Below are 20,538 nucleotides of genomic sequence, written 5' to 3' on the forward strand. Positions count from 1 at the left end.
GGCTTTTCCTCTTCTTCGGAAGAATCCACAAGGAGTGCCATGCGTCACTACGAAATCATTTTGCTGATCCACCCGGATCAGAGCGAACAAGTTCCGGCCATGCTGGAGCGCTACAAGGGCCTGATCACGGCCGGCGGCGGCAAAGTCCACCGCGTTGAAGACTGGGGCCGCCGTCAGCTGGCCTACCAGATCAACAAGCTCAACAAGGCTCACTACCTGTGCGTCAACATCGAAGCTGAACAAGCCGTGATGGGCGAACTGGAACACGCGTTCAAGTTCAACGATGCCGTGCTGCGTCACCTCACCGTCCAGAAGAAGAAGGCCGAAACCGGTCCTTCGTCGATGATGAAGACGGTCGAGCGCGAAGAAGCCCGCAAGGCCCAGCAGGCCGAATACGCCGCCAACAACAACTGATGGCGTGACTGCTGCCGCTGCGGCAACCGGGGTCAACCAGCTTCTGCTGACCGCCTCCGTTGCCGAACTCGGAGCCCTGCGATACACGCCAGCCGGCTTGCCCGCCATCGACCTGAAGCTCGAACACGAATCGACGCTCCAGGAGGCAGGCAAACCCAGGCAGGTGAAGACGGCCCTCAAGGCCGTTGCCTTCGGCGCCATCGCCGAACGGCTCGCAAGACAGTCGATGGGAAGTCTCTGGCGTTTTCAGGGCTTCCTGGCGACACCGGGCAACGGCAAGCATCCGGTCCTGCACATCCAGGATTTTCAGCAAGATTAATTTTCGACAAGAGGTCCCCAAATGGCCACGTTCAAGAAATTCAACAAAGACAAGCGCCCGAAGCGCAACACCCAGTCGCTGCTGTTCAAGCGCAAGCGCTTCTGCCGCTTCACCGTCGCTGGCGTCGAAGAAATCGACTACAAGGACATCGACACGCTGCGTGATTTCATCAGCGAAAACGGCAAGATCATCCCCGCACGCCTGACCGGCACGCGCGCGATCTACCAACGCCAGCTGAACACCGCCATCAAGCGCGCGCGCTTCCTGGCCATGGTGCCGTACAGCGACCAGCACCGCGTCTAAGGAGCCGAGACCATGCAAATCATTCTTCTGGACAAGGTTCTGAACGTCGGCGGCCTGGGCGATATCGTCAAGGTCAAGGACGGCTACGCACGCAACTTCCTGATCCCGACGGGCCGCGCCCGCCGCGCCACCGCCGCCAACAAGGCCGAATTCGAAGCCAAGCGCGTCGAACTCGAAAAGGCTGCGGCTGCCAAGCTGGCCGAATCGCAAGCCCAAGGCGAAAAGCTCGGCGGCACGACTGTCAAGCTGACGCAAAAGGCTGGCGTCGACGGCCGTCTGTTCGGCTCGGTCACCAACGGCGACATCGCCGAAGAACTGGGCAAGCAAGGCTACAAGGTTGCCAAGTCGCAAGTGCGCCTGCCCAATGGCCCGATCAAGGTCGTTGGCGACAGCACCGTGAGCGTTGCGCTGCACACCGACGTGGTGGTCGACATCACCGTGACGGTCTACGGCGAAACCGCCTGATCGTCCACGGCGCCTCCGTGCGTTGCAAAGAAGCCGCCTTCGGGCGGCTTTTTTGTTCCCCAGTTCCCAGGGTTTGTTCAGCGACTGTCCACAGGGTTTTGCACAGCACGTGCACAGCGTTATGCATGGCGCCACAGTCGCGGCGCGCGTAGCATGCCCCGTTCACTATTAAGCTCCCATGTCCGCCGTTTTCTCCTATGCCGACAATGACCCGTCGGCCGATCGCCAAGTCGCTCAACTGCGCATTCCGCCTCACTCCATCGAGGCCGAATCGAGCGTGCTCGGCGGCCTGCTGCTCGACAACGGCGCCTGGGACCGAATGGGCGACCTGCTGGTCGACGGCGACTTCTATCGCCACGAGCACAAGCTGATCTATGCCGCCATCGGTGGGCTGATCAATGCCAGCAAGCCAGCCGACGTGATCACGGTCTACGAGCAACTGCAGAACCTCGGCAAGGCCGACGAGATCGGCGGGCTGGTGTACCTGAACTCGCTCGCGCAGTATGTGCCCAGCGCGAGCAATATCCGCCGCTATGCCGAGATCGTGCGCGAGCGCTCGATCCTGCGCAAACTCGTCACCGCCAGCGACGAGATTGCGACCAACGCCTTCAACCCGCAGGGCAAGGCGGTCGACAAGATCCTCGACGAGGCCGAGCAGAAGATCTTCAACATCGGCGAAGAAGGCACGCGGATGAAGCAGGGTTTCCAGAGCATGGATTCCCTGGTGGTCGAGCTGCTCGACCGCGTGACCGAAATGGCCGAGAACCCGAACGACATCACGGGCATTCGCACCGGCTTCTACGACTTCGACAAGATGACCTCCGGCCTGCAGCCGGGCGACATGATCGTGCTGGCCGCGCGTCCATCGATGGGCAAGACCTCGCTCGCGATCAACATCGCCGAGCACGTGGCGCTCGAGGAGGGGCTGCCGGTGGCGGTGTTCTCGATGGAAATGGGTGCCTCGCAGCTCGCGGTGCGTATCGTCGGCTCCATCGGGCGCATCGACCAGGGCCACCTGCGCACCGGCAAGCTCAGCGACGAAGAATGGCCGCGCCTCACCGAAGCCATCGAGAAGCTGCGCACCGTGTCGCTGCACATCGATGAAACGCCGGGCCTGTCGACCAGCGAACTGCGTGCCAATGCGCGCCGGCTTGCGCGCCAGTACGGGCGCCTTGGCCTGATCGTGGTCGACTACCTGCAGCTGATGTCGACCAGCAGTTCGGGCGACGAGAACCGCGCCACGGCCGTGGGCGAAATCTCGCGCGGCCTGAAGATGCTGGCCAAGGAACTCAAGTGCCCGGTGATCGCGCTGTCGCAGCTCAGCCGCGGCGTGGAAAGCCGCACCGACAAGCGCCCCATGATGAGCGACTTGCGCGAATCCGGCGCCATCGAGCAGGACGCGGACATCATCATGTTCATCTACCGCGACGACTACTACAACAAGGAGTCGAAGGAGCCGGGCGTGGCCGAGGTGATCATCAGCAAGCACCGCAACGGTCCGACCGGCACTGTCAAACTGGCCTTCCTGAAGCCGATCACCAAGTTCGAGAACCTGGTGGGCTACAGCAACAACGACCAGTACTGACGCAGCGCGTCAGCCAGCGTTGCTGCCGGACCAGGGCGGCGAGGCTGGTGGCTTTTGCTTTATCGCCTTGCCGTGCGCCGTCTCGGCCTTCACCTGCCGCAGCAGGTCGGCCAGCGTCTTGCCGGGTTCGTCGCGAAAGCGCTCGGGCAGCATTTCGATCGTGTCCATGCGGTCGAGGCGAAAGCCTCGGAAGTCGTTGCGCAGCTCGCACCAGGTCGAGAGCGTCCAGACCTTGCCCCAGTAGAAGCAGCCGAGCGGCCGAACCGTGCGTTCGCTCGCATCGCCCGACACATCGTGGTAGCTCAGTCGCAGCTTGTTGTGCGACTGCACCGCCTCGCGCAGCGTCTGCAGCCGCGTGCGCAGCGTGTCGTCCAGGCCCATTGCGGGGGCATAGAGTGCCAGCGCCTCGGCCGAGACGCGTGCCGCCGGCGGCAGCACCGACAGGATCTTGCCCAGCCCGGTCTCGATGTCGCGCGCCAGTGCCGGATCGACCCAGCTCTGCGCGAGCCGCGCCGCGGCCATCAGCGCTGAGGCCTCGTCCTGCGTGAACATCAGCGGCGGCAGCTCGAAGCCCGCGCCCAGCCGGTAACCCACGCCGGCCTCGCCCTCGATGGGCACACCCTGGTGCTGCAGGTCGGCCACGTCGCGGTACACCGTGCGCTCCGACACCTCGAGGCGCTGCGCCAGGAACGCAGCCGTGGTGAGCCGGCGTCCGCGGATGAGCTGCACGAGTTGGAAGAGGCGGTCGGCGCGGCGCATCAGCGGGTTTCGGTGAGCTTCTTCGCGAAGCCTTCGACGAAGCAGTGCTTGCCGCGCTGCATGGCCGCCTTGACGTTCGGCAGATGAAGGCAGCCAGCCAGCCGGGCGCGCCGGTTTTTCCTGATGTTCATGAAACTCCGATGTAGACCGCCACCCTGTCAGGCCCTTCGTAGGCTTCGAAATCGCTGCGGTAGCTGCGCGCGATTTCCGGGTGAGCTTCGAAATACTGCCAGATGCGCTGCCAGGTGGCGATGATCATCTGCGGCATCTTGCCCTGGCCGGTGAACACGAGGTAGTTGCCAGCCTCGATGGCAAGGCTGCCTTCGCCGCCCGAGACGGCGACGCCCGTCGTCACGTCGAAGGCGTCGCGGGCGTCCGACTCGTAGGCCGAGTAGACACCGAAGAGGCGGACGTCAGTGGTGCGGTGCGGCGTCGACTCGTATGTCTGTTCGCCGAAGAACCGATCCCACAGCGCGCCGATGCGGGCCGTGGCGGGGTCGTTTTCTTCACGGTTGGTGGTGCGGGCGGTGAGGCCCGCGACGCGGAAGGCGTCCTGGTGTTGGCGGATGGGTTCCATAGGGCTTGTCCTCAAAGTGCCAGCGTCTTCGGATCGGCCTTCATGGCCCGGACGATCAGCTTCATGTCGGCATCGGTGATGTCGAACATGCCGAAGCGAAACTTGTAGCCCCATTGCCTGGGGTTCTCGATGAAGGCCAGGCGCTCGATCAATGGCGCGATCGGCGCCTCGCACCCGGCCGCGTAGGCCACGTCGCGCCGCCACGGCACGAAGCCGTCGCCCATGTCGAACTCGTAAGGCTCGCCGGGCTGCACGACGCCGATCGACACGAAGCTCTGCAGCTTGTCCGTGCCGCCGAACACCGTGGCCGGCGAGTAGTAGACGACGCGGTCGCCCGCCGCGACCCGCTTGAGCGGCGCATGCTTGCCATGGCCGACCTGCATGAAGCCGAGCGGCCGGTGGTCGCGGCCGCGCCGTGCATGCTCGGCGCTGGCCACGGCGATCCAGTTGCGTTGCGTCATGACGGAATCACTCCAGGGAGTGGAGGCCGACCTCGTTGCCTTCGGTGTCGCGCAGGTGGGCGATGAAGCCCATGCCGGGCGGCAGCGCGGACTTGGGCGCCACGATCTGGCCCCCGGCCGCCTCGACCCGCGCGAGCACGGCGTCGATGCTGGGCATGCAGTCGAGGTAGATGCGGATGCCCGTGCCGGCGCGCGCGCTCGCGTTGGCACCGGCCTGCAGGGCGCCGCCGGTGGCGGGATCGTCGTAGGGGAACACGGCCAGCGTCTGGCCGCCGAAGTTCTCGCGGCGCAGCTTGCGGGCCAGCACGGTTTCGTAGAAGGTTTGCGCACGGTCCATGTCGGCGACGGGGATCTCGAACCAGCTGATGGCGTTCTGCTTGTACATGGGTGTTCTTTCGTGTGGTTGAAGGAGCCCCGATGGTGCGGGCCGGCTCCTGACAACGTCTTGTCAGCAGGCTGTCATCGCAGGCGAAAAAAAGCCCGCGATGCCCCTTGGGGCACGCGGGCTCTTGTCGGCCAGGGGCCGCGGCTTAGAGCACGTCGCTCGCGAAATCCGCCAGCCGCGAGCGTTCGCCGCGCGCCAGCGTGATGTGCCCGCCGTGCGGCCAGCCCTTGAACTTGTCGACGGCGAAGGTGAGGCCCGAGGAGCCTTCCGTGAGGTACGGCGTGTCGATCTGCGCGAGATTGCCCATGCAGATGATCTTGGTGCCGGGGCCGGCACGGGTGATCAGCGTCTTCATCTGCTTGGGCGTGAGATTCTGCGCCTCGTCGATGATCACGTACTTGTTGAGGAAGGTGCGCCCGCGCATGAAGTTCATGCTCTTGACCTTGATGCGGCTGCGGATCAGCTCGTTGGTGGCCGCGCGGCCCCATTCGCCGGCACCGCCGCCGTCGCCCTTGGCCAGGAACTCGAGGTTGTCGTCGAGCGCGCCCATCCAGGGGCCCATCTTTTCTTCTTCGGTGCCGGGCAGGAAGCCGATGTCCTCACCGACGCTCACGGTCGCGCGGGTCATGATGATCTCGGTGTAGCGGCGGTCGTCGAGCACCTGCGTGAGGCCGGAGGCCAGCGCCATCAGGGTCTTGCCGGTGCCGGCGGTGCCGGTCAGCGTGACGAAGTCGATCTCCGGGTCCATCAGCAGGTTCATCGCGAAGTTCTGCTCGCGGTTGCGCGTGTTCACGCCCCAGACCGCATTCTTGCCCGAGCTGTAGTCCTTCAGCGTCTTGAGCACCGCGGTCTTGTCGCGGATCTCGGTGACGCGGGCGTACATGCTCGGCTCGCCGGGCGCCTCGAAGTACACGAACTGGTTGATGTACAGGTTGGGCACCAGCGGGCCGCTGATCCGGTAGAAGGTGTTGCTGCCGCTCTGCCAGCTCTCGACCGTCTTGCTCTGGCGGGTCCAGAAGTCGGGCGGCAGCGCCAGCGAGCCGGCGTACAGCAGGTCGCCGTCTTCCAGCGTCTTGTCGTTCTGGTAGTCGTCGGCGGCCAGGCCCAGCGCACGCGCCTTGACGCGCATGTTGATGTCCTTCGACACCAGCACCACTTCCTGCTTCGGCTTGCCCGGTCGGTCCTTGGCGTACTCGTCGCGCAGCGCGTGCACCACGCCGAGGATCTGGTTGTCGGCCTTGCCCTGGGGCAGGCTGATCGGCAGCGAGTAGTCGAGCGGGGCGGTCTGGAAGAACAGCCGGCCGCCGGCCTCGCGGTGGCCGGTGGTGTCGAGCTTCAGGCCCCTGTCGATGTCGGCGTCCTGCGCGGCGGCCAGCGCGTCGAGCGTGCGGCTGGTCTGGCGGCCGTTGCGCGCGACTTCGGTGGTGCCTTTCTTGTGGCCGTCGAGCTCTTCCAGCACGATCATCGGCAGGAAGATGTCGTGCTCCTCGAAGCGGAACAGGCACATCGGGTCATGCAGCAGCACGTTCGTGTCGAGCACGAACAGCTTGGCGGGGCCGGTGGATTTGCTGCGTTTGGGCCGCGCCGGTGCCTGCGGCGCCGGGGCGGGAGCAGGGGAAACGGCGACGACCGGTGCCTTCGTCTCAACCTGGATGAGGGCTTGCGGCTGGGGCGCGCTCACGGGCGCGGGCGCCGGTTTCGACTTGGCCCGGCGTGCCGGACGCACGGTCTCGCCGCCGCCGGCACCGTCGGTGCCGAGGCTGTCGAACAGTTCCAGCGGCTGCGGGCTGCGCGCCGTGGTCTCGTCAGCGCGCGAATCGCCGGAGCGGCGCGAACCCCTGTGCGAGGACCGGGCGGGTGCGTCGATCGCGTCCGGCGAGAGCAATGCAGCGCGTTTCGTGGGGGCGGGAGGCAATGGCATGTGTCAGATCGCTCGCAGAAAGTGGGAACCAGAAAACAAAAAAGCCGCCTGAAGACCAAGGCGGCTTTGTTCGGGGGATGCGGTCGTGGAGCTCAACGGCATGAGCCCATTATGCACACCGCGGATGACGCGCCGGGGGCACTTTACGCACTGCGTTGGGCATTTCCCACGCAAGAGCGGAAAAGCGCACGTCCGGCTCGCCGGGAGGCGGTCAGGCGGCCTTCTTGAGCGCCTTGACGGCCTTGAGCACGTCGTCGACATGGCCAGGAACCTTGAGCCCGCGCCATTCGGCCTTCAGGATGCCGTCGGCGCCGATCAGGAAGGTGCTGCGCTCGATGCCCTTGACCTTCTTGCCGTACATGATCTTGTTCTTGACGACACCGAACATGTGGCACATTTTTTCTTCGGTGTCGGCGATGAGTTCGAAGGGCAGCTCGAGCTTGGCCTTGAATTCGTCGTGCGACTTCATGTTGTCGCGGGATACGCCGAACACCGTGGCACCGGCCTTTTCGAAGTCCTTATAGCGGTCGCGGAACTGCATGGCTTCGGTAGTGCAACCCGGAGTGTTATCTTTCGGGTAAAAATACATGACCAGCACATGGCCGAGATGCGAGGTATTCGAGACCTTGAGGCCGCCCGTGGCGTTGGCGTCGAATTCAGGAATGGGTTTGTTGACAACGATCGCCATGAAACTTGTTTTCTCCGTTAGATTCCGCTCCTGAGCCCTCTCGCCCCGTTTCGGACGGGGCTTGCTCAAGGAATGGAGGATTGGTCGTTGCTAACTTAGGGGTAGCTGGCCTGTTCGCAACCCGGTATTTTACCCCGAAAACACCTCTCTCAGCCACGCGGCGGGCTCTCGACCAGCAGGGCGGCGATCACGTGCCGGCCTTCTCCAGCCAGGATGTTGTAGGTTCGGCAGGCGGCAGCGGTGTCCATGGTCTCCACACCGGTGCGTTGCGCCATCAGGGGCTTCAGCCAGCCAGGCTGGGGAAAGCGGATGCGGTTTCCGCTGCCGAAAATGATCAATTCCGCGCCCAGGGAGGCCAGTTGCTCGAAATGTTCGGCGCCGAGCTGGTCGAAGCTCGAGCAATTCCATTCGAAGCGCTCGCCGCGCGAGCCCACCACTACGCTGCCTTCGACCTTTTCGTTGTTGATCGCAACCCAGCCGGGGCCGTGCGCGGTAAGGGACTGGGCGTCGGATTTGTCGGGCTGGAGCTTCATCTGGGCACTGGGAACTGTGGTCAAATTATAGGTTTTCCCTAGTGCCACGGGGCTCGCAAGGGCCTTTGCCTTCGAGTAAGCAACCCGTTTCAACCCGTTAATCCGCGCCCGGGAGGGCCCTTTGAAGCAGCTCAAGAAATCGGCCAAGCTGGCCAACGTTCTCTATGACATCCGCGGTCCCATCATGGATGCCGCCAAGCAGATGGAAGAGGACGGCCAGAAGATCATCAGGCTCAACATCGGCAACCTCGCCGTGTTCGGCTTCGATGCTCCCGAGGAAATCCAGCAGGACATGATCCGCAACCTGCCCGCATCGGCCGGTTACTCGGATAGCAAGGGCGTCTTTGCCGCGCGCAAGGCGGTGATGCACGAGACGCAGAAGCAGGGCATTGCGGGCGTCACCCTCGACGACATCTACCTGGGCAACGGCGCCAGCGAACTTATCGCCATGTCCACGAACGCGCTGCTCAACGACGGCGACGAACTGCTGCTGCCAGCCCCCGACTACCCGCTGTGGACCGCCTCCACGAGCCTGTCGGGCGGCACGCCGGTGCACTACCTGTGCGACGAGGCCAACGGCTGGATGCCGAACCTTGACGACATCCGCGCCAAGATCACGCCGCGCACCAAGGGCATCGTGGTCATCAACCCGAACAACCCGACCGGTGCGCTGTATTCCGACGAACTGCTCAAGAGCATCGTGGGCATCGCGCGCGAACACGGCCTCGTGATCTTCGCCGACGAGGTCTACGACAAGGTCCTGTACGACGGCATCAAGCACACCGCCATCGCCAGCCTGTCGAGCGACGTGCTCACGCTCACCTTCAATTCGCTTTCCAAGAGCTACCGCTCGTGCGGCTACCGCGCCGGCTGGCTCGTGGTGTCGGGCGACAAGCGCAGCGCGCAGGACTACATCGAGGGCCTGAACATGCTCTCGAACATGCGCCTGTGCGCCAACGTGCCGGGCCAGTGGGCCATCCAGACCGCGCTCGGCGGCTACCAGAGCATCAACGATCTCGTGTGCGAGGGCGGCCGCCTGCGCCGCCAGCGCGACCTGGCCTACGAACTGATCACCGCCATTCCGGGCGTGAGCTGCGTCAAGCCCAGCGCCGCGCTCTATATGTTTCCCAAGCTCGATCCGGAGGTCTATCCGATCGACGACGACCGCCAGTTCTTCCTCGAGCTGCTGAAGGACACCCGCGTGATGCTGGTGCAGGGCACCGGCTTCAACTGGGCCACGCCGGATCACTTCCGCATCGTGTTCCTGCCCCATGAGGACGACCTGCGCGAGGCCATCAACCGCATCGCGAGGTTCCTGGAGCAGTACCGCCTGCGCCGCAAGTCGCGCCCATGAAGCCTGCCTGCATCGCTGCTGCCGCCACACCATCGAAACCATGAACGCGACCATCCCAATGAAACCCATCCAAGTAGGCCTGCTCGGTGCAGGCACGGTCGGCAGCGGCACCTTCAAGGTGCTGCAACGCAACCAGGAAGAGATCAAGCGCCGCGCCGGCCGCGGCATCGAGATCACCATGGTGGCCGACCTCGACACCGCCCGCGCTCGCGAAGTGGCCGGCGAGGGCGTCAAGGTGGTTGCCGATGCGCGCGAAGTCATCGCCAACCCCGACATCGACATCGTCATCGAGCTGATCGGCGGCTACGGCATCGCCAAGCAGCTGGTGCTCGAGGCCATCGCGGCCGGCAAGCACGTGGTGACGGCCAACAAGGCGTTGCTCGCCGTGCACGGCACCGAGATCTTCGCGGCCGCGCACGCCAAGGGCGTGATGGTGGCCTTCGAGGCTGCGGTGGCCGGCGGCATCCCGATCATCAAGGCGCTGCGCGAAGGCCTCACGGCCAACAGCATCCAGTGGCTGGCCGGGATCATCAACGGCACCACCAACTTCATCCTGTCTGAGATGCGCGACAAGGGCCTGGACTTCGCGACCGTGCTCAAAGAAGCGCAACGCCTGGGCTACGCCGAAGCCGATCCGACCTTCGACATCGAGGGCGTGGACGCCGGCCACAAGGTCACGCTGATGAGCGCCATCGCCTTCGGCATTCCGGTGCAGTTCGACAAGGCCCACATCGAGGGCATCACCAAGCTCGCCGCGCAGGACATCAGGTACGCCGAGCAGCTGGGCTACCGCATCAAGCTGCTGGGCGTTACCAAGCGCACCGCCAAGGGCATCGAGCTGCGCGTGCACCCGTCGCTGGTGCCGTCCAAGCGCCTGCTTGCCAACGTCGAAGGCGCTATGAACGCGGTGGTGGTGCACGGCGACGCCGTGGGCACCACGCTCTACTACGGCAAGGGCGCGGGCAGCGAGCCGACCGCCAGCGCCGTGATCGCCGACCTCGTCGACATTACCCGCCTGCACACGGCCGACGCCGCGCACCGCGTGCCGCACCTGGCCTTCCATCCCGACGCAATGAGCGACCTGAAGGTGCTGCCGATGTCGGAAGTCGTCACCAGCTACTACCTGCGCCTGCGCGTGGCCGACCAGGCCGGCGTGCTCGCCAAGGTCACGGGCCTGCTGGCCACCGCCGGCATCAGCATCGACGCCGTGCTGCAGCGCGAAGCCGACGAGGTGGGCGGCGAAGGTTCCACGCAGACCGACCTGATCATCCTCACGCATGACGCGCGCGAAGGCACCGTCAACGACGTGATCGCCGAATTGCAAGCACTGCCGACCGTGCTCGAACCCATCGTGCGCATCCGCAAGGAAGAGTTGAAGTGAACTACCTGAGCACCCGCGGCCACCCGGACCGCAAGCGCTTCTGCGAAATCCTCCTCGAAGGCCTTGCGCCCGATGGAGGCCTCTATCTGCCCGAGGCGTATCCGCAGGTCGACACTGCCACGCTCGCCAAATGGCGCGCGCTGCCGTACGCCGAACTGGCCTTCGAGATCCTCTCGCTCTACATCGACGACATTCCGCCGGCCGACCTGAAGGCGATCTGCGCGAAGACCTACACCGCCGAAGTGTTCGGCACCGACGAGATCGTGCCGCTGCGCGAGCTCGAGGACGGCGTGTACCTCGAAGCCCTGTCCAACGGCCCCACGCTGGCCTTCAAGGACATGGCGATGCAGCTGCTGGGCAACCTGTTCGAGTACGAGCTGGCCCGCCGCGGCGCGGAGCTCAACATCCTCGGCGCCACCAGCGGCGACACCGGCAGCGCGGCCGAATACGCCATGCGCGGCAAGAAGGGCGTGCGCGTCTTCATGACCTCGCCCGACGGCCGCATGAGCCCGTTCCAGCAGGCGCAGATGTTCAGCCTGCAGGACGAGAACATCCACAACATCGCCATCACCGGCGTGTTCGACGATTGCCAGGACATCGTCAAGGCCGTGTCGAACGACCTGGGCTTCAAGCGCAAGTACCGCATCGGCACCGTCAACTCGATCAACTGGGCGCGGCTGCTGGCGCAGGTCGTCTACTACTTCGCCGGCTATTTCCAGGCCACGGCGAGCAACGACAAGCCGGTGAGCTTCACCGTGCCCTCGGGCAACTTCGGCAACGTCTGTGCGGGCCACGTGGCGCGTTCGATGGGCCTGCCCATCCAGACGCTGGTGGTCGCCACCAACGAGAACGACGTGCTCGACGAGTTCTTCCGCACCGGCGTCTACCGCGTGCGCGCGGCCGTCGACACGCACGAGACCTCCAGCCCGTCGATGGACATCAGCAAGGCCAGCAACTTCGAGCGCTTCGTGTTCGACCTGGTCGGGCGCGATGCGGCCAAGCTGCGCAAGCTGTTCGTGGACGACCTGGGCCTGCAGGGCAGCTTCGACCTCAGCGCCGACCCGGCGTTCAAGCAGGCCGCCGAACGCTTCGGCTTCAAGAGCGGCCGCAGCACGCACGCCGACCGCCTGGCCACCATTCGCGACACCGACAAGCGCTTTGCCACGCTGGTCGACCCGCACACGGCAGACGGCCTGAAGGCCGCGCGCGAACAGCTCGTGCCCGGCGTGCCGATGGTGGTGCTCGAAACCGCGCTGCCGATCAAGTTCGCGGCCACGCTCGTCGAGGCGCTCGGCGCGGAGCCCGCGCGGCCGAAGAAGTTCGAAGGCATCGAGGCGCTGCCCAAGCGCGTCGTCAAGCTGCCTGCGGATGCCGAGGCCGTCAAGGCTTACATCGCCGAAAACTGTGACTGATCGCGGTCGCGCCGGGACATGAAAGTCGTCGGTTTCGCCGGCTATTCGGGCGCGGGCAAGACCACGCTGCTGGAGCGCCTGATCCCGGCGTTCAAGCAGCTCGGCCAGCGCGTGTCGGTGGTCAAGCACGCGCACCACAAGTTCGACATCGACCATCCAGGCAAGGACACCTATCGTCACCGCGAGGCGGGTGCCTTCGAGGTGGTCGTCGCCTCCGACAAGCGGCTGGCCGTGATGCGCGAGTTCGAGGCTCCCGTCGAACTCAGCGTGCACCAACTGCTGGCCGAGGTGCACCCGGCTGCCGACTGGGTGCTGGTCGAGGGCTTCCGCCACAGCGACGTGCTCAAGATCGAGGTCTGGCGGCTGCCGGAAGCGGGCGAGCCGTCGCGGCCTGTGCTGTACGCGGACGATCCTTTCGTCATCGCTGTGGCCACCGATGCGCCCGCCAGCCTGCCGTCGCCCACCGAGCGGCCGTTGTTCGACCTCAACGACGCCGAGGCCATTGCGAGGTGGTTGATCGACAGCGGCGACCGCTTCGAATACAACCCCGATCACCATGGCTGATTCACCCGTTCCTTTCGCCGCTTCTTCCTCGCGCCCGCCGCTGATGCCGCTCGATGAGGCGATCGCGGTCCTGCTCGCGAAGGCATTGCCGAAGCTGCCCGCCGAGAGCGTCGGTACCTTCGACGCCGACGGCCGTGTGCTTGCGCAGGACCTCGTCTCCGGCCTCACCGTGCCGCCGCGCGATAACAGCGCGATGGACGGCTACGCCGTACGCGCGGCCGACTGTGCCGCATCGGGCGCCGAACTGAAGGTGACGCAGCGCATCCCCGCAGGTACCGTCGGCACGCCGCTCGAGGCCGGCACCGCGGCGCGCATCTTCACGGGCGCGCAGATCCCCGAAGGCGCCGATGCCGTCGTGATGCAGGAAGACACCACGGCCACGCCGCAGGAAGGCAGCCTGGGCTCGGTGCGCATCGCCATCGTTCCCGCTGTCGGCCAATGGATCCGCCGCGCAGGCGAAGACGTGGCCTCGGGCGACGTCGTGCTGAAGAAGGGCGAGCGCCTCACGCCCGCCGCGCTCGGCCTCGCGGCCAGCGTGGGCTTCGACCGCCTGCAGGTGGCCCGCAAGCCGCGCGTGGCCATGCTCTCCACTGGCGACGAATTGGTGATGCCCGGCGAGGTCGCGCCCGACGCGATGAAGCCCGGCGCCATCTACAACTCCAACCGCTTCTTCATGCGGGCCCTGCTGCGCCGCCTGGGCTGCGAAGTGAACGACCTGGGCATCGTGCCCGACGACCGCGAAGCCACCATCGCCGCGTTGCGCGATGCGGCGGAGACGAGCGACTTGATCATCACCACCGGCGGCGTCTCCGTCGGCGAGGAAGACCACATCCGCGCGGCACTGCAATCGCTGGGCGAGTTGCAGCTCTGGTCGCTGTCGATGAAGCCCGGCAAGCCTTTCGCCTACGGCTCCATCGCGCGCCGCAACGGGCAGGGCGCCTGCCATGTGACGGGGCTGCCCGGCAATCCGGTGTCGAGCTTCCTGACCTTCCTGATGCTCGTGCGGCCCTTCCTGTTGGCGCTGCAGGGCGCCACGCGCGTCGCGCCGGAAGCGGTGAAGATGCGCGCCGATTTCGACTGGTTGCGCGCCGACAAGCGCCGCGAGTTCCTGCGCACGCGGCGCAACGCGGACGGTGGCCTCGACCTGTTCGGCAACCAGAGTTCGGGCGTGCTGACCTCGATGGTCTGGGGCGATGGCTTGATCGATAACCCGGCCGGCCGGACGATCAAGGCGGGCGACACCGTCGACTTCATTCCGTTCGCGTCGTTGCTGGGTTGAGTCACATGAAGATCCAGATCCGTTACTTCGCCTCGGTGCGCGAAGCCCTTTCCAGCAGCGGCGAAACCGTCGACACGAAGGCCGGGACGCTTTCGGCCCTGCGCGACGAACTCATCGCCCGGGGCGGCGCCTACGCCACCGCGCTTGCACGCGGCAAGGCGGTGCGCATGGCGCTCGATCAGGCGATGAGCGACGAAGCCGCCGCCTTGGGCGAAGGCTGCGAAGTCGCTTTCTTTCCACCCGTCACGGGCGGTTGAGCGAGGCGTCGAGCGTCACCAGGCGCTCGCGCAGGCCGTCGGATGCGCGGGTCATCGGCGAGCGCAACTCGTCCTGCATTTCGCCCGCATGCGCCAGCAGCGCCTTCAGCGGGCCGGGATTCGGTTCGGCAAAGAGCATCTCCACCAGCGGTTGCAGCGCCTGCCATTCGGCGCGCGCCTCGGCCAGGCGGTTGTCCGCCAGCAAACGCACCAGCCGCACGAAGCGGCGCGTCTGCACATTGCCGCTGGCCGCGATGGCGCCCGCGCCGCCTTCGGCCATGGTGCCGAAGATCTGGTGGTCCTCGCCCGTCAGAACCTGCAGCCGGCCGTCGGCGATCACGGCGCGCGTCTTGGCCATGTCGCCGCCGCAGTCCTTGATGCCGCGGATGCGCGGATGTTCGGCCAGCGCCAGCAGCGTGTCGCGAGCGATGGTGACGCCGGTGCGATAGGGAATGTCATAGACCAGCACCGGCACCGTGCTGGCATCGGCGATGGCGCGGAACCATTCGAGCAGGCCGGCCTGCGACGGCCGTACGTAGTGCGGCGCGGCCACCAGCAGGCCCGCCAGCGGGCGTTCCGAGAGCTTGCGAGCCCAGGCCGTGGCCTTGCCCAGGTGGTAGCCGGAAATGCCCATGATCACCGGCAGTTCGCCGGCCGCGGCCAGCACGGTATCGAGCACGGCCAGTTGCTCGGCTTCATCGAGCGCGGCGGCCTCGCCGGTCGAGCCGCAGGGCACGAAGCCCGTCACGCCATCGTCGGCGAGCCGCCGCGTCAGCGCGGCGAGGGCGGCATGGTCTACCGCGCCATCGCGGAACGGGGTAACGAGGGCCGCCCAGAAGCCGGAGTAATCAGGGGTGGTGGAGCTTGGTTGTTGTTGAGGCACGCGGGCTTCCTTTCAGGAATCGACCGATGGAATGAACCATCGCCCGATGCGCGCACAACCCGAAAGGGGCCAAAGCCTTTTGCAGGTTCCGTCGCTCATCCGACGACGGAACCTCGGCTCCGGTCAGACGAGCTTTGGTTTTTTGGCTTTGTTGCTGCCCTGGCGCGCGCAACGGCTCTCGGGGTGCGAAAGCACTGAGGAGAGCGTGGCGAGGCAAGGCATTGCCGCAGTCTATCGCGATGCCACAATCCGGAGATGAGCGTTGCGCGTGTTTCGATCCAGACAGCCGATTTCGACCTGGGCCAGGAGGTCGCCGCGTTGCGTGCCGGCGACAAGCGCGTGGGTGCTGTCTGCAGTTTCGTGGGAACCGTGCGAGATCGAAACGACGGCAGCAGCGTGGCTTCGATGGAGCTGGAGCACTACCCCGGCATGACCGAGAAGGCCATCGAGGCCATGATCGACGAGGCGCACAAGCGCTTCGATATCCTGGGCGCGCGCGTGATCCACCGCGTGGGCCTCTTGCAGCCGCTGGACCAGATCATGATGGTGGCGGTGGTGTCGGCGCACCGCGGCCAGAGCTTCGAGGCCTGCGAATTCTTGATGGACTATCTCAAGACCCAGGCGCCGTTCTGGAAGAAAGAGCAGACGCCCGAAGGCGCCCGCTGGGTCGATGCGCGCGTGGCCGACGACGCGGCGCTGGCGCGCTGGGGCATCAGCGCTCCGAACGCCTGACTTGTCTTGTTCCCTCTCCCCTTGGGGAGAGGGTTAGGGTGAGGGGGCCGCAGCGCTCATTCGACAACTCGCTCTTGCGAAGGCCGCCGGCCCTCACCCCAACCCTCTCCCCGAGGGGAGAGGGAGCAAGAGGTTAGAGGGGTTTGAAGCCGCTCGCTTGAATGATCCGTTCCCAGGTCTGCGTGTACGTGCGCACGCGGCCCGCGAACTGGCCCTGCGGCTCGTAGCCGACCGTCAGCCCCATCGTCGTCAGCTTCTGCTTCACGTCGGGCATCGCCAGTACCTTCTGCAGCGCGTCGCCGTACTTGTCGATGATCGGCTGCGGCGTGCCCACCGGCGCGAAGATGCCGTAGTAGGGCAGGTCTTCCAGGTTCGCGAAGCCCAGCTCGGTGAAGGTCGGCACGTTCGGAATCACCGCCTGACGCTTGGCGCCGATGGAGGCGACGATGCGCACCTTGCCCGCCTTGTGGTTCTCGATGAAGTCCGGCACCGAGGCGATGCCCGCGGTGATCTGGTTGCCCAGCATGTCGGCCGTCATGGGCGCGCTGCCGCGATAGGGCGCGGGCTGCACGTCGATCTTGTACTTCTCCGAGATCATCTTCACCAGGAACTCGGGGATCGAGGCCGGCGCCGGGATGCCGATGGTTTCCTTGCCGCCCTTCTGCGTGCGGACCCACTTCACGTACTCGTCGATGCTCTTGGCCGGCGTGCCGCCCGACACCGCCAGCACGTTGGCGAAGGTGGCGAAGCCGGCCACGGGCACGAAGTCGGTGGCAGGGTTGAAGCCCGGGTTCTTCACCACCTGCGGCAGGATCGAGATGGTGTGGTCATGCGACAGGAACAGCGTGTGGCCGTCGGCCGGCGAAGACTTCAGCACCGTCGCCGCGATCTGCCCGCCCGCGCCGGCGCGGTTCTCGACCACCACCGGCACGCCCAGCACGTCCTTGAGTTTTTCGCCCAGCGTGCGTGCAATGGCGTCGCTGCCGGCCCCGGCGGGGAAGCCCACCAGCAGGCGGATCGGCGTGCCGTTCTGGGCCTGTGCGGGAGCCAGTACGGCACCCGACAAACCCAGTGCCAGCAGCAGCTGCACCCCGCGCGACACGACATTGCGCCTTGAAAAGAACATGATGGACTCCAAAAACAGCCGAAGGGAAAAGAACCTGAAAAAGCCCCGCAAGCGGATTTGCACTTGAAGGGACTGCGAACGGCCCTATTTTGAATGCAGGAATCAAGCCATGCGACAAGACAAACTCACCACCAAATTTCAGGAAGCACTGGGCGACGCACAGTCGCTCGCGCTGGGCAACGACAACGCCTACATCGAGCCGGCCCACCTGCTGCTCGCGATGCTGCGCCAGGACGACGGCCCGCGCGCCCTGCTGGAGCGTGCCGGCGTCAACGTACCGGGCCTGACGCAGGCGGCCGAAGCCGCCATCAAGAAGCTGCCGCAGGTGCAGGGCCACGACATCGTCCAGGTCGGCCCCGAACTGGGCAAGTTGCTGCAGGCCACCGAGAAGGAAGCCATCAAACGCAACGACCAGTTCATCGCGGGCGAACTCTTCCTGCTGGCGCTGGCCGACAGCAAGGCCGACATCGGCAAGATCGCCAAGGAGAATGGCCTGAGCCGCAAGTCGCTCGAATCGGCCATCGACGCCGTGCGCGGCGGGCAGGGCGTGAACAGCGCCGATGCCGAAGGCCAGCGCGAAGCCCTCAAGAAATACTGCCTCGACCTCACCGAGCGCGCCCGGCTGGGCAAGCTCGACCCGGTCATCGGACGCGACGAGGAAATCCGCCGCGCCATCCAGGTGCTGCAGCGCCGCACCAAGAACAACCCCGTGCTCATCGGCGAACCCGGCGTGGGCAAGACCGCCATCGTCGAAGGCCTGGCCCAGCGCATCGTCGCGGGCGAGGTGCCCGAGTCGCTCAAGGGCAAAAGGGTGTTGTCGCTCGACATGGCCGCGTTGCTGGCTGGTGCCAAATTTCGCGGTGAGTTCGAGGAGCGGCTGAAGACTGTTCTGAATGAACTCGCGAAGGACGAAGGCCAGACCATCGTCTTCATCGACGAGCTGCACACCATGGTCGGTGCCGGCAAGGCCGAAGGCGCCATGGACGCGGGCAACATGCTCAAGCCCGCGCTCGCGCGCGGCGAGCTGCACTGCGTGGGTGCCACCACGCTCGACGAATACCGCAAGTACATCGAGAAAGATGCCGCCCTGGAGCGCCGCTTCCAGAAGATCATCGTGGGCGAGCCGAGCGTGGAGGCCACCATCGCCATCCTGCGCGGCCTGCAGGAGAAGTACGAAGTGCACCATGGCGTGCAGATCACCGACCCGGCCATCGTGGCCGCGGCCGAGCTGTCCGACCGCTACATCACCGACCGCTTCCTGCCCGACAAGGCCATCGACCTGATCGACGAGGCTGCGGCCAAGATCAAGATCGAGATGGACTCCAAGCCCGAGGTCATGGACCGGCTCGACCGCCGCCTGATCCAGCTGCAGATCGAGCGCGAGGCCGTGCGCCGTGAGAAGGACGAGGCCTCGCAGAAGCGGCTCGGCCTGATCGAAGGCGAGATCGAGAAGCTGCAGAAGGAGATCGCCGACTACGACGAGATCTGGCAGGCCGAGAAGGCCCAGGCCCAGGGCAGCGCGCAGGTGCGGGAAGACGTCGACAAGATCAAGTTCCAGATCGAGGAATGGAAGCGCAAGGGCGACTTCAACAAGGTCGCCGAGCTCCAGTACGGCCAGCTGCCGGCGCTCGAGAAGCGCCTGAAGGAAGCCGAGGCCAGCGAGGCGAGCAAGGGCAAGTCCAGCGCGCCCACGCTGCTGCGCACCCAGGTCGGTTCGGAAGAAATCGCCGAAGTCGTGGCGCGCGCCACCGGCATCCCGGTCGCCAAGCTGATGCAGGGCGAGCGCGACAAGCTGCTCGTGATGGAAGACAAGCTGCACGAGCGCGTGGTCGGCCAGGACGAGGCCATCGGCGCGGTCGCCAATGCGATCCGCCGCTCGCGCTCGGGCCTGTCCGACCCGAACCGCCCGACCGGCTCGTTCCTCTTCCTCGGCCCCACGGGCGTGGGCAAGACCGAGCTGTGCAAGGCGCTCGCGGGCTTCCTGTTCGACAGCGAAGACCACCTGATCCGCATCGACATGAGCGAGTTCATGGAGAAGCATTCGGTCGCCCGCCTGATCGGCGCGCCGCCGGGCTACGTGGGCTACGAGGAGGGCGGCTACCTCACGGAAGCCGTGCGCCGCAAGCCCTACAGCGTGGTGCTGCTCGACGAGGTCGAGAAGGCCCACCCCGACGTGTTCAACGTGCTGCTGCAGGTGCTCGACGATGGGCGCCTGACCGACGGCCAGGGCCGTACCGTGGACTTCAAGAACACCGTGATCGTGATGACGAGCAACATCGGCTCGCCCATCATCCAGGCCATGGTGGGCAAGCCCTCGGAGGAGATCAAGGAAGCGGTGTGGGACGAGCTGAAGAACTACTTCCGCCCCGAGTTTCTGAACCGCATCGATGAGACGGTCGTGTTCCATGCGCTGGACGCGAAGAACATCGAATCGATCGCTGCGATCCAGCTCAAGGTGCTGCAGGCGCGGCTCGCGAAGATGGATCTGGGGCTGGAGGTGTCGCCAGCGGCGCTGGCGGAGATCGCCAAGGTTGGCTTCGACCCGGTGTTCGGCGCGCGGCCGCTGAAGCGAGCGATACAGCAGCGCATCGAGAACCCGCTGTCGAAGCTGCTGCTGGACGGAAGCTTCGGGCCGAAGGACACGATCGAGGTCACGACCGACCCGATCCGGTCGCCCGGACAGTTTTCCTTCGGCAAGGCGGGGGAACCAACGGCGGCGGCTTCGGCCTAAAGTCGGATGATGAACTTCATTTTTCGCGTCATTCTTCTGCTCCTGGGGCTGGTTTTCGCGGCCAGCCTGGCCGCGGCGGTCGTGCTGCTGGCGGCCGTGTGGGGTGTGCGCTACGCCTGGGGGCGTCTCACGGGCAAGCCCGTGACGCCCTGGATGTCTTCGATGGGCGGGCGCTTCAACCCGCGCTCGGGCTTCGACAAATTTCGCCATGCGGCACAGCCGGCCGAGCCGACCGCCGCCGACGTGGCCAATGCGCGGGCGCGCGGCGAGTCGGTGGAGCGCCCGGTGCGCATCCGCGGCAGCGCCGGCGACGTGACCGACGTGGCGCCGAAGCCGGTTTCGCGCGGCTGAGGCCCCGGTATTCCGGGCGCGACAACCCGTTGCGCCGTTCGCCGTCAGAATCGTCTTC

At 65.8% G+C, this 20,538-nt stretch carries 24 protein-coding genes; 14 read left to right on the top strand and 10 right to left on the bottom strand.

Annotation, left to right across the window (positions count from 1 at the left end):
- The first annotated feature begins 39 nt into the window (after positions 1–39).
- The 5 genes from rpsF to dnaB all read left to right on the top strand — a co-directional run bounded on the left by rpsF (position 40) and on the right by dnaB (position 3,086).
- On the top strand, positions 40–414 hold the full coding sequence (rpsF, locus tag ASD05_RS09210) for a 30S ribosomal protein S6 (RefSeq protein ID WP_007830775.1): 375 nt from the start codon (positions 40–42) through the stop codon (positions 412–414).
- 4 nt (positions 415–418) lie between these two features.
- A complete protein-coding gene (gene priB / locus ASD05_RS09215; protein WP_056590733.1) occupies positions 419–733 on the top strand; it encodes a primosomal replication protein N in 315 nt (104 codons plus the stop codon).
- Positions 734–754: 21 nt separating this feature from the next.
- On the top strand, positions 755–1,036 hold the full coding sequence (gene rpsR / locus ASD05_RS09220) for a 30S ribosomal protein S18 (RefSeq protein WP_007830781.1): 282 nt from the start codon (positions 755–757) through the stop codon (positions 1,034–1,036).
- A 12-nt stretch (positions 1,037–1,048) separates the two neighbouring features.
- Positions 1,049–1,501 (top strand): 50S ribosomal protein L9, encoded by a 453-nt coding sequence (rplI, locus tag ASD05_RS09225; protein WP_007830783.1) that lies wholly within the window; start codon positions 1,049–1,051, stop codon positions 1,499–1,501.
- Positions 1,502–1,679: 178 nt separating this feature from the next.
- Complete coding sequence (dnaB, locus tag ASD05_RS09230; RefSeq protein ID WP_056590735.1) at positions 1,680–3,086, top strand: replicative DNA helicase; 1,407 nt, start codon at positions 1,680–1,682, stop codon at positions 3,084–3,086.
- Between the two features lie 9 nt (positions 3,087–3,095).
- Here dnaB and ASD05_RS09235 read toward each other — a convergent pair whose 3' ends face one another.
- The 8 genes from ASD05_RS09235 to ASD05_RS09265 all read right to left on the bottom strand — a co-directional run bounded on the left by ASD05_RS09235 (position 3,096) and on the right by ASD05_RS09265 (position 8,410).
- Positions 3,096–3,845 carry a helix-turn-helix transcriptional regulator gene (locus tag ASD05_RS09235; RefSeq protein ID WP_056590738.1) on the bottom strand — a complete coding sequence of 250 codons (750 nt, stop codon included), beginning with the start codon at positions 3,843–3,845 and terminating at the stop codon, positions 3,096–3,098.
- Positions 3,845–3,976, bottom strand: a complete 132-nt coding sequence (locus ASD05_RS30915) for a hypothetical protein (RefSeq protein ID WP_268810529.1) — start codon at positions 3,974–3,976, stop codon at positions 3,845–3,847. Before ASD05_RS30915 ends, ASD05_RS09235 begins: the two co-directional genes overlap by 1 nt.
- A complete protein-coding gene (locus ASD05_RS09240; RefSeq protein WP_056590742.1) occupies positions 3,973–4,422 on the bottom strand; it encodes a GyrI-like domain-containing protein in 450 nt (149 codons plus the stop codon). The genes ASD05_RS30915 and ASD05_RS09240 overlap by 4 nt, the downstream gene beginning before the upstream one ends.
- A gap of 11 nt (positions 4,423–4,433) precedes the next feature.
- The gene (locus tag ASD05_RS09245) at positions 4,434–4,883 is read right to left on the bottom strand and encodes an EVE domain-containing protein (RefSeq protein ID WP_056590745.1); all 450 of its coding nucleotides are present in this window, start codon (positions 4,881–4,883) and stop codon (positions 4,434–4,436) included.
- Between the two features lie 7 nt (positions 4,884–4,890).
- Positions 4,891–5,268, bottom strand: coding sequence for a VOC family protein (locus tag ASD05_RS09250; protein WP_007830797.1), 378 nt, complete (start codon positions 5,266–5,268; stop codon positions 4,891–4,893).
- A gap of 145 nt (positions 5,269–5,413) precedes the next feature.
- Entirely contained in the window at positions 5,414–7,189 is a 1,776-nt protein-coding gene (locus tag ASD05_RS09255) for a PhoH family protein (protein WP_056590748.1), read from the bottom strand.
- 211 nt (positions 7,190–7,400) lie between these two features.
- Positions 7,401–7,877 carry a peroxiredoxin gene (locus ASD05_RS09260; RefSeq protein ID WP_007830801.1) on the bottom strand — a complete coding sequence of 159 codons (477 nt, stop codon included), beginning with the start codon at positions 7,875–7,877 and terminating at the stop codon, positions 7,401–7,403.
- Between the two features lie 149 nt (positions 7,878–8,026).
- Positions 8,027–8,410 carry an Mth938-like domain-containing protein gene (locus tag ASD05_RS09265; RefSeq protein WP_056590750.1) on the bottom strand — a complete coding sequence of 128 codons (384 nt, stop codon included), beginning with the start codon at positions 8,408–8,410 and terminating at the stop codon, positions 8,027–8,029.
- A 121-nt stretch (positions 8,411–8,531) separates the two neighbouring features.
- On the opposite strand from ASD05_RS09265, the gene ASD05_RS09270 reads away from it, so the two are divergent.
- Genes ASD05_RS09270 through ASD05_RS09295 form a run of 6 tightly spaced genes read left to right on the top strand, consistent with a single transcriptional unit; the run spans position 8,532 to position 14,657 of the window.
- A complete protein-coding gene (locus ASD05_RS09270) occupies positions 8,532–9,764 on the top strand; it encodes a pyridoxal phosphate-dependent aminotransferase (protein WP_056590753.1) in 1,233 nt (410 codons plus the stop codon).
- A 58-nt stretch (positions 9,765–9,822) separates the two neighbouring features.
- Complete coding sequence (locus tag ASD05_RS09275; RefSeq protein ID WP_056590756.1) at positions 9,823–11,145, top strand: homoserine dehydrogenase; 1,323 nt, start codon at positions 9,823–9,825, stop codon at positions 11,143–11,145.
- Positions 11,142–12,557, top strand: coding sequence for a threonine synthase (thrC, locus tag ASD05_RS09280; RefSeq protein WP_056590761.1), 1,416 nt, complete (start codon positions 11,142–11,144; stop codon positions 12,555–12,557). The genes ASD05_RS09275 and thrC overlap by 4 nt, the downstream gene beginning before the upstream one ends.
- A gap of 18 nt (positions 12,558–12,575) precedes the next feature.
- On the top strand, positions 12,576–13,121 hold the full coding sequence (gene mobB, locus ASD05_RS09285) for a molybdopterin-guanine dinucleotide biosynthesis protein B (RefSeq protein WP_056590763.1): 546 nt from the start codon (positions 12,576–12,578) through the stop codon (positions 13,119–13,121).
- Complete coding sequence (glp, locus tag ASD05_RS09290) at positions 13,114–14,400, top strand: gephyrin-like molybdotransferase Glp (protein WP_056590766.1); 1,287 nt, start codon at positions 13,114–13,116, stop codon at positions 14,398–14,400. Before mobB ends, glp begins: the two co-directional genes overlap by 8 nt.
- Positions 14,401–14,405: 5 nt before the next feature.
- A complete protein-coding gene (locus ASD05_RS09295; RefSeq protein WP_056590769.1) occupies positions 14,406–14,657 on the top strand; it encodes a MoaD/ThiS family protein in 252 nt (83 codons plus the stop codon).
- Here ASD05_RS09295 and dapA read toward each other — a convergent pair.
- Complete coding sequence (gene dapA, locus ASD05_RS09300; RefSeq protein ID WP_056590771.1) at positions 14,644–15,540, bottom strand: 4-hydroxy-tetrahydrodipicolinate synthase; 897 nt, start codon at positions 15,538–15,540, stop codon at positions 14,644–14,646. The two genes, ASD05_RS09295 and dapA, sit on opposite strands and share 14 nt — an antisense overlap.
- Before the next feature lie 255 nt (positions 15,541–15,795).
- On the opposite strand from dapA, the gene ASD05_RS09305 reads away from it, so the two are divergent.
- Positions 15,796–16,272: a molybdenum cofactor biosynthesis protein MoaE gene (locus ASD05_RS09305; RefSeq protein ID WP_056520632.1), complete on the top strand. Its 477-nt coding sequence runs from the start codon at positions 15,796–15,798 to the stop codon at positions 16,270–16,272.
- A gap of 133 nt (positions 16,273–16,405) precedes the next feature.
- Here the strand turns inward: ASD05_RS09305 and ASD05_RS09310 are convergent, their stop codons facing one another.
- Positions 16,406–17,398: a Bug family tripartite tricarboxylate transporter substrate binding protein gene (locus ASD05_RS09310; RefSeq protein WP_056590882.1), complete on the bottom strand. Its 993-nt coding sequence runs from the start codon at positions 17,396–17,398 to the stop codon at positions 16,406–16,408.
- Between the two features lie 109 nt (positions 17,399–17,507).
- Here ASD05_RS09310 and clpB point away from each other — a divergent pair, with 109 nt between their 5' ends.
- Complete coding sequence (clpB, locus tag ASD05_RS09315) at positions 17,508–20,129, top strand: ATP-dependent chaperone ClpB (protein WP_056590775.1); 2,622 nt, start codon at positions 17,508–17,510, stop codon at positions 20,127–20,129.
- A 9-nt stretch (positions 20,130–20,138) separates the two neighbouring features.
- Positions 20,139–20,480, top strand: coding sequence for a hypothetical protein (locus tag ASD05_RS09320; protein ID WP_235507915.1), 342 nt, complete (start codon positions 20,139–20,141; stop codon positions 20,478–20,480).
- Positions 20,481–20,538: the final 58 nt, after the last annotated feature.

The organism is Variovorax sp. Root434, assembly GCF_001426595.1.
Taxonomy (GTDB): Bacteria; Pseudomonadota; Gammaproteobacteria; order Burkholderiales; family Burkholderiaceae_C; genus Variovorax.